14 protein-coding genes are annotated in these 14,085 nt (G+C 70.1%); 9 read left to right on the top strand and 5 right to left on the bottom strand.

Annotated features, from left to right (window positions below; genetic code table 11):
- Positions 1 to 36: 36 nt before the first annotated feature.
- The 6 genes from Q5H91_RS02780 to lexA are packed head-to-tail and all read left to right on the top strand — an operon-like array spanning position 37 to position 4,764.
- On the top strand, positions 37 to 621 hold the full coding sequence (locus tag Q5H91_RS02780) for an anthranilate synthase component II (protein WP_305171686.1): 585 nt from the start codon (positions 37 to 39) through the stop codon (positions 619 to 621).
- Positions 618 to 1,613, top strand: coding sequence for an anthranilate phosphoribosyltransferase (trpD, locus tag Q5H91_RS02775; RefSeq protein WP_305171685.1), 996 nt, complete (start codon positions 618 to 620; stop codon positions 1,611 to 1,613). The genes Q5H91_RS02780 and trpD overlap by 4 nt, the downstream gene beginning before the upstream one ends.
- On the top strand, positions 1,610 to 2,383 hold the full coding sequence (gene trpC / locus Q5H91_RS02770; RefSeq protein WP_305171684.1) for an indole-3-glycerol phosphate synthase TrpC: 774 nt from the start codon (positions 1,610 to 1,612) through the stop codon (positions 2,381 to 2,383). Before trpD ends, trpC begins: the two co-directional genes overlap by 4 nt.
- Positions 2,380 to 2,850, top strand: a complete 471-nt coding sequence (moaC, locus tag Q5H91_RS02765; RefSeq protein WP_305171683.1) for a cyclic pyranopterin monophosphate synthase MoaC — start codon at positions 2,380 to 2,382, stop codon at positions 2,848 to 2,850. Before trpC ends, moaC begins: the two co-directional genes overlap by 4 nt.
- The gene (locus Q5H91_RS02760; protein WP_305171682.1) at positions 2,847 to 4,025 is read left to right on the top strand and encodes a molybdopterin molybdotransferase MoeA; all 1,179 of its coding nucleotides are present in this window, start codon (positions 2,847 to 2,849) and stop codon (positions 4,023 to 4,025) included. Before moaC ends, Q5H91_RS02760 begins: the two co-directional genes overlap by 4 nt.
- A 55-nt stretch (positions 4,026 to 4,080) precedes the next feature.
- Positions 4,081 to 4,764: a transcriptional repressor LexA gene (gene lexA, locus Q5H91_RS02755; protein ID WP_305171681.1), complete on the top strand. Its 684-nt coding sequence runs from the start codon at positions 4,081 to 4,083 to the stop codon at positions 4,762 to 4,764.
- Here lexA and Q5H91_RS02750 read toward each other — a convergent pair.
- Positions 4,755 to 6,917 carry a ComEC/Rec2 family competence protein gene (locus Q5H91_RS02750; protein ID WP_370655206.1) on the bottom strand — a complete coding sequence of 721 codons (2,163 nt, stop codon included), beginning with the start codon at positions 6,915 to 6,917 and terminating at the stop codon, positions 4,755 to 4,757. The two genes, lexA and Q5H91_RS02750, sit on opposite strands and share 10 nt — an antisense overlap.
- 58 nt (positions 6,918 to 6,975) lie before the next feature.
- Between Q5H91_RS02750 and gltX the strand changes: the two genes are divergently transcribed.
- Genes gltX through Q5H91_RS02735 form a run of 3 tightly spaced genes read left to right on the top strand, consistent with a single transcriptional unit; the run spans position 6,976 to position 9,914 of the window.
- The gene (gene gltX, locus Q5H91_RS02745) at positions 6,976 to 8,406 is read left to right on the top strand and encodes a glutamate--tRNA ligase (protein ID WP_305171680.1); all 1,431 of its coding nucleotides are present in this window, start codon (positions 6,976 to 6,978) and stop codon (positions 8,404 to 8,406) included.
- Between the two features lie 16 nt (positions 8,407 to 8,422).
- Entirely contained in the window at positions 8,423 to 9,706 is a 1,284-nt protein-coding gene (locus Q5H91_RS02740; protein WP_305171679.1) for a citrate synthase, read from the top strand.
- Between the two features lie 43 nt (positions 9,707 to 9,749).
- Positions 9,750 to 9,914, top strand: coding sequence for a hypothetical protein (locus tag Q5H91_RS02735; RefSeq protein WP_305171678.1), 165 nt, complete (start codon positions 9,750 to 9,752; stop codon positions 9,912 to 9,914).
- 6 nt (positions 9,915 to 9,920) lie between these two features.
- Here the strand turns inward: Q5H91_RS02735 and Q5H91_RS02730 are convergent, their stop codons facing one another.
- The 4 genes from Q5H91_RS02730 to Q5H91_RS02715 all read right to left on the bottom strand — a co-directional run bounded on the left by Q5H91_RS02730 (position 9,921) and on the right by Q5H91_RS02715 (position 14,003).
- On the bottom strand, positions 9,921 to 11,276 hold the full coding sequence (locus tag Q5H91_RS02730; protein WP_305171677.1) for a PAS domain-containing sensor histidine kinase: 1,356 nt from the start codon (positions 11,274 to 11,276) through the stop codon (positions 9,921 to 9,923).
- Positions 11,273 to 12,361, bottom strand: a complete 1,089-nt coding sequence (locus Q5H91_RS02725) for a hypothetical protein (RefSeq protein ID WP_305171676.1) — start codon at positions 12,359 to 12,361, stop codon at positions 11,273 to 11,275. Before Q5H91_RS02725 ends, Q5H91_RS02730 begins: the two co-directional genes overlap by 4 nt.
- A 77-nt stretch (positions 12,362 to 12,438) precedes the next feature.
- Complete coding sequence (locus Q5H91_RS02720) at positions 12,439 to 13,611, bottom strand: hypothetical protein (protein WP_305171675.1); 1,173 nt, start codon at positions 13,609 to 13,611, stop codon at positions 12,439 to 12,441.
- A gap of 98 nt (positions 13,612 to 13,709) precedes the next feature.
- Positions 13,710 to 14,003: an Hpt domain-containing protein gene (locus Q5H91_RS02715; RefSeq protein ID WP_305171674.1), complete on the bottom strand. Its 294-nt coding sequence runs from the start codon at positions 14,001 to 14,003 to the stop codon at positions 13,710 to 13,712.
- Positions 14,004 to 14,085 lie beyond the last annotated feature (82 nt).

Raw genomic sequence — 14,085 nt, 5'->3', positions numbered from 1 at the left:
GTTGCGGGAATGTTTCAGGCGGCTATGGCGACCGGCATGATCCTCGTCGTCGACAATTACGACAGCTTTACCTGGAACCTCGTCCATTATCTCCAGCAACTGGGGGCAGAGGTGCAGGTGGTGCGCAACGATGCCATCTCGGCCGGCCAGGCGCTGTCGTCGGGGGCGAAGGCGTTCCTGATCTCGCCCGGTCCCTGCACCCCGAACGAGGCGGGCGTCAGCCTCGATCTGGTCGAGGCGTGCGCGGCGGAGGGGCGGCCGCTCCTCGGCGTGTGCCTGGGCCATCAGGCGATCGGCCAGTATTTCGGCGGGCGGGTGGAGCGCGGCGGCCTGATGCACGGCAAGACCTCGCCGGTGCTGCACGACGGCAGCGGCATGTTCGCGGGGCTCCCCTCACCTTTCACCGCCACCCGCTACCACTCGCTGATCGTCAATGACGTGCCGCCGGCGCTGGTCGTCAACGCGCGGGCAGAGGATGGCACGGTCATGGGCTTCCGTCACGCCACACTGCCGGTACACGGCGTGCAATTCCATCCCGAAAGCATCGCGACCGAGCACGGCCACGCCCTGCTCGCCAATTTCATGCGCGTCGCCGGCATGGTGGTGCGGGAGCTGGCATGACGATCGTCTCGCCGTTGCCCGATCCCACGACGCCGCTGTCGCGCGAGAGTGCCGCCGCCGCCTTTGCCGACATCCTCGACGGGCGGGTTGGCGAGGATGCGATCACCACCTTCCTCACCGACCTTGCGGTGCGCGGCGAGACGTCGATCGAGGTCGCCGAGGCGGCCCGCGCGCTGCGCGCCCGGATGCTGCCAATCGTTGCCCCGGCGAACGCCATCGATGTCTGCGGCACCGGCGGTGATGGACATCACACGCTGAACGTCTCCACCGCGGTCGCGCTGGTCGTGGCTGCCGCCGGGGTGCCCGTCGCCAAGCACGGCAACCGCGCCGCCTCGTCGAAGGCGGGGGCGGCCGACACGCTGGAGGCGCTGGGACTCGACATGATGGCGGCCGGCGCGTCGGCCGAAGCGAGCTTGGCGGAACTCGGCATCTGCTTCCTGTTCGCGGCCAATCACCATCCGGCGATGGTCCGCATCACGCCGATCCGCCGCCGGATCGGCCGACGCACCATCTTCAACCTGATGGGGCCGCTTGCCAATCCGGCGCGGGTTCGGCGGCAGCTGATCGGCATCGCCCGTCCCGATTATGCCGGCCTCTATGCCGAGGCGCTGGAGCAGCTCGGCACCGAGGCCGCGCTCGTCGTGTCCGGCGAGGAGGGGCTGGACGAGATTTCCGGCGCCGGCGCCACCATCGTCCGCACCGTCGGTGCGGCGACCCTGGCGGCGCGCATCGCGCCCGAGGATGCCGGCCTGCCGCGTCATCCCGTCGAGTCCATCCGCGGTGGCGATCCCGCCTATAACGCACTGGCACTGCGCCGGCTGCTGCGCGGGGAATACGGCCCGTATCGCGATGCGGTGCTGCTCAACGCCGCCGCCGCGCTGCTGCTCGCCGGGCGGGCGGACGACCTGACCCGCGGTGCGGCGATCGCGGCCGAAGCGATCGACAGCGGCGCGGCGGACCATCTCCTCGACCGCTGGATCGCCTTTTCATGACGATGCTCGACACCATCATCGCCACCAAGCGCGAGGAGGTCGCCGCCCGACGCGCCGCCACGCCGCTGGCTGCGTTGCAGGCGCGCGCCGCCGCCTCCACCCCGCGCGGTTTTCGTGCGGCGCTAATGGCGAAGACCGGCCACGCGCTGATCGCCGAGGTGAAGAAGGCCAGCCCGTCTAAAGGCCTGATCCGTCCCGACTTCGATCCCCCCGCCCACGCCCTCGCCTATCAGGCGGGGGGGGCGGCCTGCCTTTCGGTGCTGACCGACGAGCGTTATTTCCAGGGGGCCGACGCCTATCTGGTCGCTGCGCGCGCGGCCGCGTCGATCCCGGTGCTGCGCAAGGATTTCACCGTCGATCCGTGGCAGGCGGTCGAGGCCCGGTCGCTCGGCGCCGATGCCATCCTGCTGATCGTCGCCGCGCTGGACGACGGCGCACTCGCCGAGATCGAATCGGCGGCGATCGAGCAGGGGCTCGACTGTCTGGTAGAGGTGCATGACGAGGCGGAACTGGAGCGCGCACTGCGCCTTCGCTCGCGCCTGATCGGAGTCAACAACCGCGACCTTCGCGACTTTTCGATCGATATCGGCCGTTCCGCCCGGCTGAAGGCGCTGGCGCCTGCCGACTGCACCTTCGTCGCGGAGAGCGGGCTATCGACCCGTGCCGATCTCGACGCGCTGGCGGCGCAGGGCATCAACTGCTTCCTCATCGGCGAGGCGCTGATGCGTCAGCCCGACGTCGAGGCGGCGACCCGCGCGCTGGTCGGGTGACCGGGCTTACCCATCTCGACGGGGCGGGTGCGGCGCGCATGGTCGATGTCGGCGCCAAGCCCGCCACCGCACGCGAGGCGACGGCGGCAGGCCGGATCACCCTGTCCCCAGAGGCTCTCGCGCTGGTCCGCGATGCGACCGCGAAAAAGGGCGACGTGCTCGCCGTCGCCCGCGTCGCCGGCATCATGGCGGCCAAACGCACTGCCGAGCTGATCCCGCTCTGCCACCCCCTACCGCTCACTCGCGTCGCCATCGAGCTGACCCTGCTCGCCGATGGCGTCGAGGTGACCGCGACCTGCGCCACCACGGGCCCGACCGGCGTGGAGATGGAGGCATTGACTGCCGCCAGCGTCGCACTTCTCACCATCTACGACATGGTCAAGGCGGTCGACCGGCACATGGTGATCGACAATGTCCGCGTTCTTGCCAAGTCGGGCGGCAAGTCGGGTGACTGGCAGGCGCCATGACGCTCATCCCCGTCGCAGAGGCGCAGGCGCGACTGTTCGCGCTCGCGACACCGGTCGCGCCGGAGCGGGTCACGCTGCGCGCCGGCGTCGGCCGCTGGGCAGCGGATGATGTGGTGGCGTGCCGCACCCAGCCCGCCGCCGACCTGTCGGCAATGGACGGCTACGCGATCCGGTTTGCCGACATGCCCGGCCCATGGCGGGTCATCGGCGAGAGTGCGGCAGGACGCCCCTTCGCCGGCCAGGTCGAAGCAGGGCAGGCCACCCGCATCTTCACCGGCGCGGCACTGCCCACCGGCACCGACACGGTATTGATCCAGGAAGAGGCGGAGCGCGATGGCGCAGAACTGCGCCTGTCCGGCGAAGGACCGCCCTACCGTCATCGGAACGTTCGCCCACGCGGCCTCGATTTCACCACGGGCGACCGGCTGATCCAGGCCGGCGCGCGGCTGACCCCGGCTCGCATCGCGGTCGCGGCGACGGGTGGCATCGTCGCGCTGCCGGTACGCCGCCGGGTCCGGGTTGCGATCGCCGCAACCGGGGACGAGCTGGTGGCGCCGGGCAGCGACGATCCGATTGCCCTGCCCGAATCGAACGGTGCGATGCTCGCCGCGATGCTGGAGGGATTACCGGTCGACCTGATCGATCTTGGCATCCTGCCCGATTCGCTGGAGGTGCTGCGCGACGCCTTTGCCGCGGTCGAGGCCGACCTGCTGGTGACCACCGGCGGTGCCTCGGTCGGCGACCATGATCTGGTCCGCCCGGCGCTAGAGGCGGCGGGCGGCGCGATCGAGTTCTGGCGTATCGCGCTGCGTCCGGGCAAGCCGATGATGGCCGGCCGGCGGGGTGACATGCTGGTGCTCGGGCTGCCGGGAAATCCCGTATCGGCCTTCGTCACCGCGACATTGTTCGTCCTGCCGCTGATCGCGCGACTGGGCGGTGCCGCCGATCCGCTGCCGGTCACGACGCACGGCATTCTCGGCGAGGACCTGCCCGCCAATGGCGGGCGCACCGACTATCTGCGGGCCGAGATCCGCGACGGCCGCGCCTATGCCTCGACCATTCAGGACAGCTCGATGCTGCTGACGCTCGCCCGCTCGAACTGCCTGATCGTTCGCCCGGCAGGCGCGATGGCGGCACGGGCAGGCGAATCGGCAGAAATCCTGATGATCGCTTGACGCAAGCCAGATTGTTCCATATCGGTTCCTCGTCTGTTCCCGACGGAGGCTTGGCATGCTCACGCGCAAGCAGCACGAACTGGTCTGCTTCATCAACGATCGCCTGAAAGAAACGGGTGTATCCCCCTCGTTCGAGGAGATGAAGGACGCGCTCGACCTGAAGTCGAAGTCGGGAGTGCACCGCCTGATCTCGGCGCTGGAGGAGCGGCAGTTCATCCGCCGCCTGCCTAACCGGGCGCGTGCGCTCGAAGTCCTGCGGATGCCCGATCGTCCGGAAAAGGCCGAGAAGAAGGCACGTAGCCGCCCGGCCGCGACGCCGCCCGGCCAATCTCAGCCTGTTCGCGTCGTCGCCAACGACGTTGTTGAGATCCCGCTCCACGGCCGGATCGCCGCCGGTGTTCCGATCGAGGCGTTCGAGGGCTCGACCATGCTGTCGGTCCCCGCGGCACTGCTCGGGCAGGGCGACCACTATGCGCTGGAGGTGTCGGGCGACTCGATGGTCGAGGCGGGCATTCTTGACGGCGACTATGCACTGGTCCGCCGGACCGAGGTGGCGCGCGACGGAGAGATCGTCGTGGCGCTGATCGACGAGGCAGAGGCGACGCTGAAATTCTTCCGGCGCGAGGGAACGATGGTCCGCCTCGACCCTGCGAATCGCGCCTATGACCCGCAGCGCTACGCACCGCAGCAGGTGCGTATTCAGGGCAAGCTGTCGGGTATCCTGCGCCGCTACGACTGAGGACGGCGCGGCGGCGGTGCCGCGCCGACGCGTGGCGGGTCGATCCAGGGGTGCGCGTCGCCCGGCTGGCGGACGGTGACGATCCGGCCGTTTGCGAAGGTGACGGCCAGCCCGCCGGTCTGCGCCAGCGTGTCGCGATCCAGCTTCAGCCAGCGCGGGGTACAGCGGCGCGGCAGTCGCCGCTCGCTGACGACGACATCCGCCCGAGTGCAGGCGGCGATCAACTCGCCGGCAGGCACCAGATAGGCGCTGCGCGTCATCAACACCCGCCAGCGCCGACCCGACCGCCCCTGCACCTCTGCCAGGCACAGGTCGCGCGTGCACCGGGCGCTGCCGGTCTCGCCCAGCAGGACCGGTGCGATGCTGCCGCCATTGGCGGCGAGCACGTCGCGCATATAGTCGCCGGTACGGTCGCGCAGGATCGCCACCTCGTCGCCCGCTCGCACCGCGGCATGCCGTCCGTCGCCGGTCACCAGCAGGTCTGGCGGCGGGGTCGCCAGCGCCCACACGATCCCCAACAGCAACGGCACCGCCCCCCAACGCCGCACCCGCGTCCGCCACAGCGCCACCCACAGCCCGCCGCCGATCATCAGCGCGAAGGCGCCGTCGGGCAGGGCGGCCCATGCCGTCACCGCGCCGGGGCTCGCCGCCACGACCTGCGCCAGCCACAGCAGCAGACCCAGTGCCCGCTCGGTCAACCACCAGACCGGCGCACCCACTCCGCCCATGTCGAGCAGAAGCGCGAGCAGTTCGAGGGGCATGATGACGAAGGTCGTCAGCGGAATGGCGATGATATTGGCAAGCGCGCCGTAAAGCCCGGCGCGGTGGAAATGATAGACGGCGATCGGCATCAGCGCGAGTTCCACCACCACGCCCGTCGCGAGCAGCAGGAGCAGGTCTCTCGCCAGCCGCCGCCAGCCCCGCTCCTCTCGCTGGCCGAACCGCCGCAGCGCCGGATGGTCGTGCAGCGCGACGATTGCGGTGATCGCCGCGAACGACAGCTGAAAGCTCGGCCCCGCCAGCGCTTCCGGCCACGCCAGCAGCACGACGAGTGCCCCGCCCGCGACCAGCCGCAGCGTCATTGCCTCGCGCCCCAACGCCAGCGCCGCCAGCACCAGCAGCGCCGCGACGCATGACCGGATCGTCGGCACCTCCGCACCCGTCAGCAGGGTGTAGCCGATCGCCGCGCCCGCACCCGCCATTGCCGCGACCAGCGGCAACCGTAGCCGCAGCGCGAGCGCGGGGATCAGCGCCAGCACTCTGAGCACCAGCACCATCGTCGCGCCGACCACGGCGGTGATGTGCAGCCCACTGACCGACAGCAGGTGCGCCAGCCCCGCCGCGCGCATCGCCTCCGCATCCGCTTCGTCGATCGCGCCGGTATCGCCCGTCGCCAGCGCCGCCGCGACGCCGCCGGCGCTCCCCGGCACATTGGCGATGATATGCGCGGTCAGCGCCGCGCGAATGCCGGGGTCTGGCTGGCCCGCTCGCAGGACTGCGATCGGCGCCAGCCCGCGCCCCGTTGCGCCGATCCCGGCGAACCACGCGACCCGTGCATAATCATACGCTCCCGGCACGGCTGCGGTGGGCGGCGGCATCAGGCGCGCGCGCAGCCGGATGACGGCCCCTCGCCCCGCCTTCGGCATCTCGGCGACCGCGACATTCACGCGTACGCGATCGGGCAGGTCGATCCGCCGCCCCTTACCATCCGTAGCCGACCCGATCGGCACCAAGGTCAACCGCACGAGTTGCCGCGCCACCAGCGGCTCGACCCGCTCGACCCGTGCGGTGAAGCCCGCCACCACCGGCCGGGCCAGCACCGGCGCTGCGACCCTTTCGGCCCGCCAGCCGATCACCGCGACGCCCGCAGCCATCGCCACCGCCCCCACCGCGATTGCGTGGGCGAGCCGCCCGCCCCGCCCGATCGCCGCCGCCGCAGCTGCCGTTGCCAGGCACGCCAGCGCCGTCGCGATCCACAGGATGGGGCGCGGCAGCACGAACCACAGGGTGATCCCCGCGCCCAGCATCACCGGCAGCCACAGCGGCAGCTGGTCGCGCTCCGCCTCCAGCCACGCCTCCACCGCATCGCGGGTGCGCGCGATTTGGCGCCCCGGAGGGTGCGTGCTAGGGGCGTCCACGGCTGAACCGGCCATCAATCATCCAGTCTGGGAGCATGCGCGCTTGGGCGCAACAACCGATCAGGGCGGCACCATGACCGCCGCCGCCACCCCTTCGACCGCAGCCGCCGACGGCGCGCGGATCGTGACCCGTTTCGCACCCTCGCCGACCGGCTTCCTGCATCTGGGCGGCGCGCGCACCGCGCTGTTCAACTGGCTGTTCGCCCGCCATCACGGTGGCCGTTTCCTGCTGAGGATCGAGGATACCGATCGCGCCCGTTCAACGCAGCCGGCGGTCGACGCGATCCTTGCCGGCATGCGCTGGCTGGGCCTGGACTGGGACGGCGACGCTGTCATGCAGTTCGCGCGCAGCGACCGCCACGCAGAGGTCGCGCACCAGATGGTCGCCGCCGGCCACGCCTATCGCTGTTACATGACCGCCGAGGAAATCACGGCGCAGCGGGAAGCGGCGCAGGCGGCCAAGCAGCCGCTGCGCATCCGCAGCCCCTGGCGCGACCGCAGCGACGCGCCCGAGGGGCAGCCCTTCGTCGTCCGGCTGCGTGCCCCGCGCGAGGGTGCGACGACGATCGAGGATCGGGTACAGGGCAGCGTCACCGTCCAGAATGCCGAACTGGACGACCTGGTCCTGCTCCGCTCCGACGGCACGCCGACCTATATGCTGGCCGTCGTGGTCGACGATCACGACATGGGCGTCACCCATGTGATCCGCGGCGACGACCATCTCAACAACGCCTTCCGCCAGCTGCCCATCTACACCGCCAATGGCTGGCCGGTGCCGGTCTATGCCCATATTCCACTGATCCACGGATCGGACGGCGCCAAGCTGTCCAAGCGCCACGGCGCAGTCGGGATCGAGGCGTATCGCGACGAGCTCGGCATCCTGCCCGAGGCGCTCGACAATTACCTGCTACGGCTCGGCTGGGGGCATGGCGACGAGGAAAAGATCAGCCGCGATCAGGCGGTCGAGTGGTTCGACCTTGGCGCGGTTGGCAAGTCACCCTCGCGGTTCGACCTGAAGAAACTCGAGAATTTGAACGGCAAGTACATCCGCGAGGCGGCTGACGACCGGCTCGCCGCGCTGGTCGCCGAGCGGCTGCCGCAGGCAGACGCGGCGCTACTCGCCCGCGCGATGCCAGCGCTGAAGGAACGGGCGGCGAACCTGAACGAGTTGGCCGATGGCGCCGGCTTCCTGTTCGCGCAGCGGCCGCTGGCGATCGATCCGGCTGCCGCGCCGCTGCTCGAGGGCGAGGCGCCTGCGATCCTCGCATCCGTCCATGCGGCGCTTGACGCGCTCGCCGACTGGGATACGGAGCATCTCGAAGGCGCGGTACGGCAGGTGGCGGAGGAGCGGGGCGTAAAGCTCGGCCAGGTCGCCCAGCCGCTGCGTGTGGCTCTGACCGGGCGCAAGACGTCGCCCGGCATCTTCGACGTTCTCGCCCTTCTAGGGCGCTCCGAAAGCCTCGGCCGGATCGCCGATCGCGCGACCACCGGGCATGACAGCTAAGATGAAGGATGGTGGAATGACCGACCCCGCAACGCTCACCCTTGACGGCAAGAGCTACGACTATCCGGTCATGTCGGGCACGATTGGCCCGGACGTGGTCGATATCCGCAAGATGTACGGCCAGACGGACGCCTTCACCTATGATCCCGGCTTCACCTCGACCGCGTCCTGCCAGTCGAAGCTGACCTATATCGACGGCGACCAGGGCGTCCTGCTCCACCGCGGCTATGCGATCGGCGATCTTGCCGAACAGTCGAGCTTCATGGAGGTCGCCTACCTCCTCCTGAACGGCGAACTGCCGTCGCAGGGCGAGCTGAAGACGTTCAGCACCACCATCACCCGCCACACGATGGTGCACGAGCAGCTGGCGACCTTCTTCCGCGGGTTTCGGCGCGACGCGCATCCGATGGCGATCATGTGCGGCGTGGTCGGTGCGCTGTCGGCCTTCTACCACGATTCGACCGATATCCATGATCCGGCGCAGCGGGTGATCGCCTCGCACCGGTTGATCGCCAAGATGCCGACGATCGCGGCGATGGCGTACAAGTACAGCGTCGGACAGCCCTTCCTCTATCCCGACAACTCGCTGTCCTACACGGGCAATTTCCTGCGCATGACCTTCGGCGTGCCGGCCGAGCCCTATGAGGTGAACCCGGCGGTCGAGAAGGCGATGGACCGGATCTTCATCCTCCATGCCGATCACGAGCAGAACGCGTCGACCTCGACCGTCCGTCTGGCGGGGTCGTCGGGCGCCAATCCGTTCGCCTGCATCGCGGCCGGCATCGCATGTCTGTGGGGTCCGGCGCATGGCGGCGCCAACGAGGCGGCGCTGAACATGCTGCGCGAGATCGGCACGCCCGAGCGCATTCCCGAATATATCGCCCGCGCCAAGGACAAGAACGATCCGTTCCGCCTGATGGGCTTTGGCCACCGCGTCTACAAGAACTACGATCCGCGCGCGACGGTGATGCAGAAGACGGTGCGCGAGGTGTTCGACGCGCTGAAGGTCAACGACCCGCTGTTCGACACCGCGCTGCGGCTGGAGGAACTGGCACTCAACGATGATTATTTCGTCGAGAAGAAGCTGTTCCCGAACGTCGACTTCTACTCGGGCGTGATCCTGTCGGCGATCGGCTTCCCGACATCGATGTTCACCGTGCTGTTCGCGCTGGCGCGTACGGTGGGCTGGGTGGCGCAGTGGAACGAGATGATTACCGATCCCGACCAGAAGATCGGCCGCCCGCGCCAGCTCTATACGGGCCCGACGCAGCGCGATTACGTTCCCGTCGGACAGCGCTGACGTGCGCCGCCTCCGGCCGATCCTTCTTTCCATCGGCGTCCTCATGGCGCTGATGGGCATGCTTTGGATCGGCCAGGGGCTGGGGTACATCCACTGGCCGCGGTCGAGCTTCATGCTCGATCAGACCGTGTGGGCAGACTATGGCGCTGCGCTGGCGGTCGCCGGGCTGCTGATCGTCCTCGTCATGCGCCGCTTGCCGCGCCGCTGAGGTCTGTCACGCCGACGGCAGCGTGCCCGTCGGCAGCGTCAGCGTGAAACGCGCCCCCTCGCCCGGTGCACTCGCCAGTGTCAGGTCGCCGCCCATCGCACGCGCCAGCCGGCGGGCGATGAACAGGCCCAGACCATTGCCGCCGACCTCGTTGGGGTCGACCCGCTCGAACTTGCCGAACACTCGCTCCTGATCCTGCGGGGCGATGCCCTTGCCGTGATCGGTCACGGTGATCCGCGCGGTCGGTCCGCTGAGCCCGACATCCAGCGCCACCGCGCCGCCATTGGGTGTGTAGCGCACCGCATTGCCGATCAGGTTGACGAGGATCTGGAGCACACGCCGCGCGTCGCCGATCGCCGGTGCGCGCTCGTCGGCGGCGGGTTTCAGGATCGTCACCCCGGCGTGATCGGCGCGCACGGACAGCAAAGCCGCCGCGCGCCGCGCACCTTCGGCCAGATCGATCGGCACGGCGGCCGGCGTAAAGTCCGGCCGCTCGATCGCCTGCAGGTCGACTAGATCGTCGACCAGCGCCATCAGGTGTCGTCCTGCGCTGGCGATATCAGCGGCATAGTCGACATAGTCGGCCGCCACCGGTCCATCCGTCGCCGCGCCGATCGCATCGGCATGGGCGACAATGCGGAGCAGCGGCGCGCGCAACGCCTTGTCGAGGCCGGTGGTGAACACCGACGACAGCGGGTCCTGCCGATCCACCGTCTCGACGAAGCTCGCGGAGCCGGTCAGCCCGCCGAACTCGCCCTGCGCGTCCGGACGGATCGACGCCGACAGGATCACCGGCTGGCCGGTCGGGCGCAGCAAAGCGGGCTGTTCGCGGAACGGGCGACGACGCGCGAGCGCATCGAGGATCGGCATGGCCCCGCCCGCCCCCTCGTCGAACCCGAACAGGATGGTCAGCGGGCGTCCGAGCAGCGTCAGCGGATCGAACCCCTGCAAGCGGGCAGTGCCCGGCGACACGAAGGTCAGCCGCAGCGTCGCGTCCGTTTCCCATGACAGCCCGCCGTCGTTCAGCAGTGGCAGGGGATCGCAGGTCGGCCGCCAGGCAGGACGCTCGATCCAGCCGCTCGCGGCGATGCGGATGCGCTCGCCCTCGGGCTGGGCCCGGACCCACAACTCGACGTCGCTGTCATCGTCGGCGACGGTCACCCGGCGACAGACGACGATACCCAGCCGCCGCGCCAGCCACGCCGCCGCCGCCAGCTGCGGAATGGCGAGCCGGCTGCCGAGCACCCCGCCGGCGCGGCTGTTCAGCATCGCGATTGCCGGGTCGGCCGACAGCAGCGCGCCGTCGACGCCGATCACCGCATGTGCCACCGCACCCCCGGTCGTCGCGTCGGGCACGTTCATCGGCCGCCCTCCTCGACCATGCGGATCGCCGCCAGGAAGCGCGGGTCGAGCGTCAGCGGCATCAGCGCGGCATGCGCCTCGGCCGCTGGCACCGCCACGATTGCGTCAAGTGCGTCGGCGAACACCTCTATGTCGCGCGCCGGATCGGCCTCGCCGAGCGCCAGCCCGATACGGGCGATCGACGGCCGGTCGAGCTTCAACGCGCGTAGCGCCAGCCATAGCCGGTCGCCCTCCGGCTCCAGCACGATCGTCCGCGCCTGGTCGAACGGCAGGTCGAGCATATGGGCGATCAGGGCGATGAAGAAGCCAAGGCGCCGGTCGCCGATCGCCTCAACCAGCAGGCTCGCGATCTCCGCAGGGCGCGGGTCGATGGCCGCGGCCAGCCGCATCGCGAGCATGTCCGCCCGGTCGCCATCCTCCTGCGCCGCCAGGCAACGCGCCGCCGCCTCGGCCAATGCGTGATCGCGCGCGCCGTCATGCGCCCCGCCGCGCATCGCCGCCGCGACCCACCAGACCAGCCTGGCGTGAAGCGCCGGCGGCAGCTCCGCGCCATCCGGTTCGCCCCGCTCGAACTGGTCGCGACGCCGGCTGTCCGCCGCCAGCAGCGCCGCCGCCGCGCGCGCCACCGGCGCATCGGGGGCCAGCGACAGACGGGCAAGCAGGCTCGGCTCGTCGGGACCGTTCACCGCCACCGGCAGCGCGGCGACAAGCATGTCCTGCCGCACGCGGGCCAGCCACTCGCCGATCAGGTCGGTATCGCGGAGCAGCCCGGATGCCGCCAGCTGCGCCGACACGGCCTCGGTCGGCTGCAACAGCCCCTCCGCCCGCGCTGCCGTCATCTGATCGGCGAGCAGGCGCAGCGCATGGCGCCGGATCGCCGCCTCTGCTGCACTCACCGCCGCCCGGCAGTGCCGGCCCAGCGCCAATCGGGTATGCTCGTCCGGGCGATCGACCTCGCCGACCGCCAGGTCGGCGGATGCCATCGCCACGACGTTCCGCGCCCGCCGGTCGGCACCGGCGGCACGCGCCGCGAGCCCGTGCGGGGTCCAGTCCCCCGCCTCTTCCCGATCAGAGTGCGCCGCCATGATACCGAAGGCCTATTCTTTCCGTAGTTAAGGCGACCCTAAGCCTCCTCAAGATCGTTCCACACGCGGCCCGCCGGCTACGCCTCCCCGCGCAGCGACTCGATCGCGGCCGTCAGTGTCGCACCGGCATACAGCAGCGTCGCGGCAATTCCCCAGTCCGCATGACCCGCCAGCGTGAAGATCGTCAGCACCACCAGATAGGCTTGCGGCGTACCCCACCAGGCGCGCCGCTGCGACCGGCGGATCGCGCGCAGGCCGAGTATCCCTACGAACACCAGCATCGCCACGCCCGCCACGGCCAGTGCCGACGTTTCGCTGCCGCTCGCCAGCGCCAGCACCGCGCCGGCCGGAATGACATTGGCCGCAACGCCTTGCACCCGGTCGAGCCGATCCTCGTCGCGCAGCCGAGCGAGCACCGCACCGACGCTCAGCACCAGGCTGCCGGCCAACGCCACGACCAGCCCGGTGGCTGGCGCCCCCATCGTCGTGGCGACGATGCCGCCAAATCCAGCCACTCCACCGACTGCGGCAACCAACGCCGTCGCCACCCCGCGGGATACCAGCGGCGGCACGCTCGCTCGGGCAAGCGGCGCGGTCAGCGCGGTGTTGAACCAGTTGCGCCGGTCGGCAACCGTCGCCGCCAGGACTGCGCGGCCACGCGCCGCCATCCCCTGGCTGGAATGCTCGATGCCGTGCCCGTCGTGCAGCGCGCTCGGCGGCAGCGGCAGGTGCGCGGCGCGCGCCTGCTCGGCGAGCCGCAGCGTCGTCGATTGCAGGTCATAGTCGCGCGGCAGCGCCGCCACCTCGGCGATCCGGCGTGGGTCGAGCAGCGCGACCCCGGCCCAGGCGGTGCGGCCACCCAGCCGCTCATATTCCGGTGGGCAATCGGCATCGGGCATCACCAGCAGGACGTCGGCCGGCTCGTGCGCCATCGCATCGACGATGTCCTGGGTGGTGATGAGTCCGTCCGCGAGCATCAGCACGCGCGACAGCGGATGTAGTTTCTCGGTCGCCTCCGCGGCAGACCGCACCGCATCGACGGCGATCCCGCGCCGCCCGATCCGGCCCAGCGCGCCGAGCAGTTCCGGCGTCAGCCGCCCGACCGAGACGATCAGTTGCGAGGCACCGGCACCGACCAGCAATCGCGCCTGATACTCGATCAGCGACACGCCGCCGAACGGCAGCGTCGCGGTCAACTGGCCCGGCCGGTCGAGCGCTTCATGATCGGCGAAGAGAAGCCCTGCGAGCATCGTCCACGCTGTTAGGGATCATTTCGGCACAGGACAACGGCGCTGTGGTCCGTTCGCGGAAGCGGGCCGGTGCCGCCATCCACATCAGCCGATCGCGATCAGAGCCGCTGTACCGCGCGGCGCAGCTTCGCCAGCATCTGCTGGTCGCCCATCCTGCCGTCGACGGCTCCGGCGGCCAGCGCCATCAGCCGCACCGCGCCGAAGCTCGCCGCAAGCCCTCGCAACCGCGCGGCACTGGTCCGCCAGGTGTCGAGATCCTCGGCCTTCTCCATCGCCGACAACGCCTTCTCGGCACTGGAGACGAAGGCCAGCCGCAACTCCACGATCAGCGCGGGGTCATCCCCCACCGTCGCCGCCAACGTCGCATCGATTGCACCGGGATCATACGCCATGACCGAGCCTTATGACCGAGATAGTTACCAGATGGTTAGAGCCTACGCCAAATCCCGCGGCATGCGCAGCCGGCATTTACGC

Origin of the sequence: Sphingomonas aurea, from assembly GCF_030678875.1 — a bacterium.
GTDB classification, from domain to species: Bacteria; Pseudomonadota; Alphaproteobacteria; order Sphingomonadales; family Sphingomonadaceae; genus Sphingomonas; species Sphingomonas aurea.
Note: the sequence above shows the minus strand (reverse complement) of the source record. Positions and strands in the feature narration are given on the sequence as shown.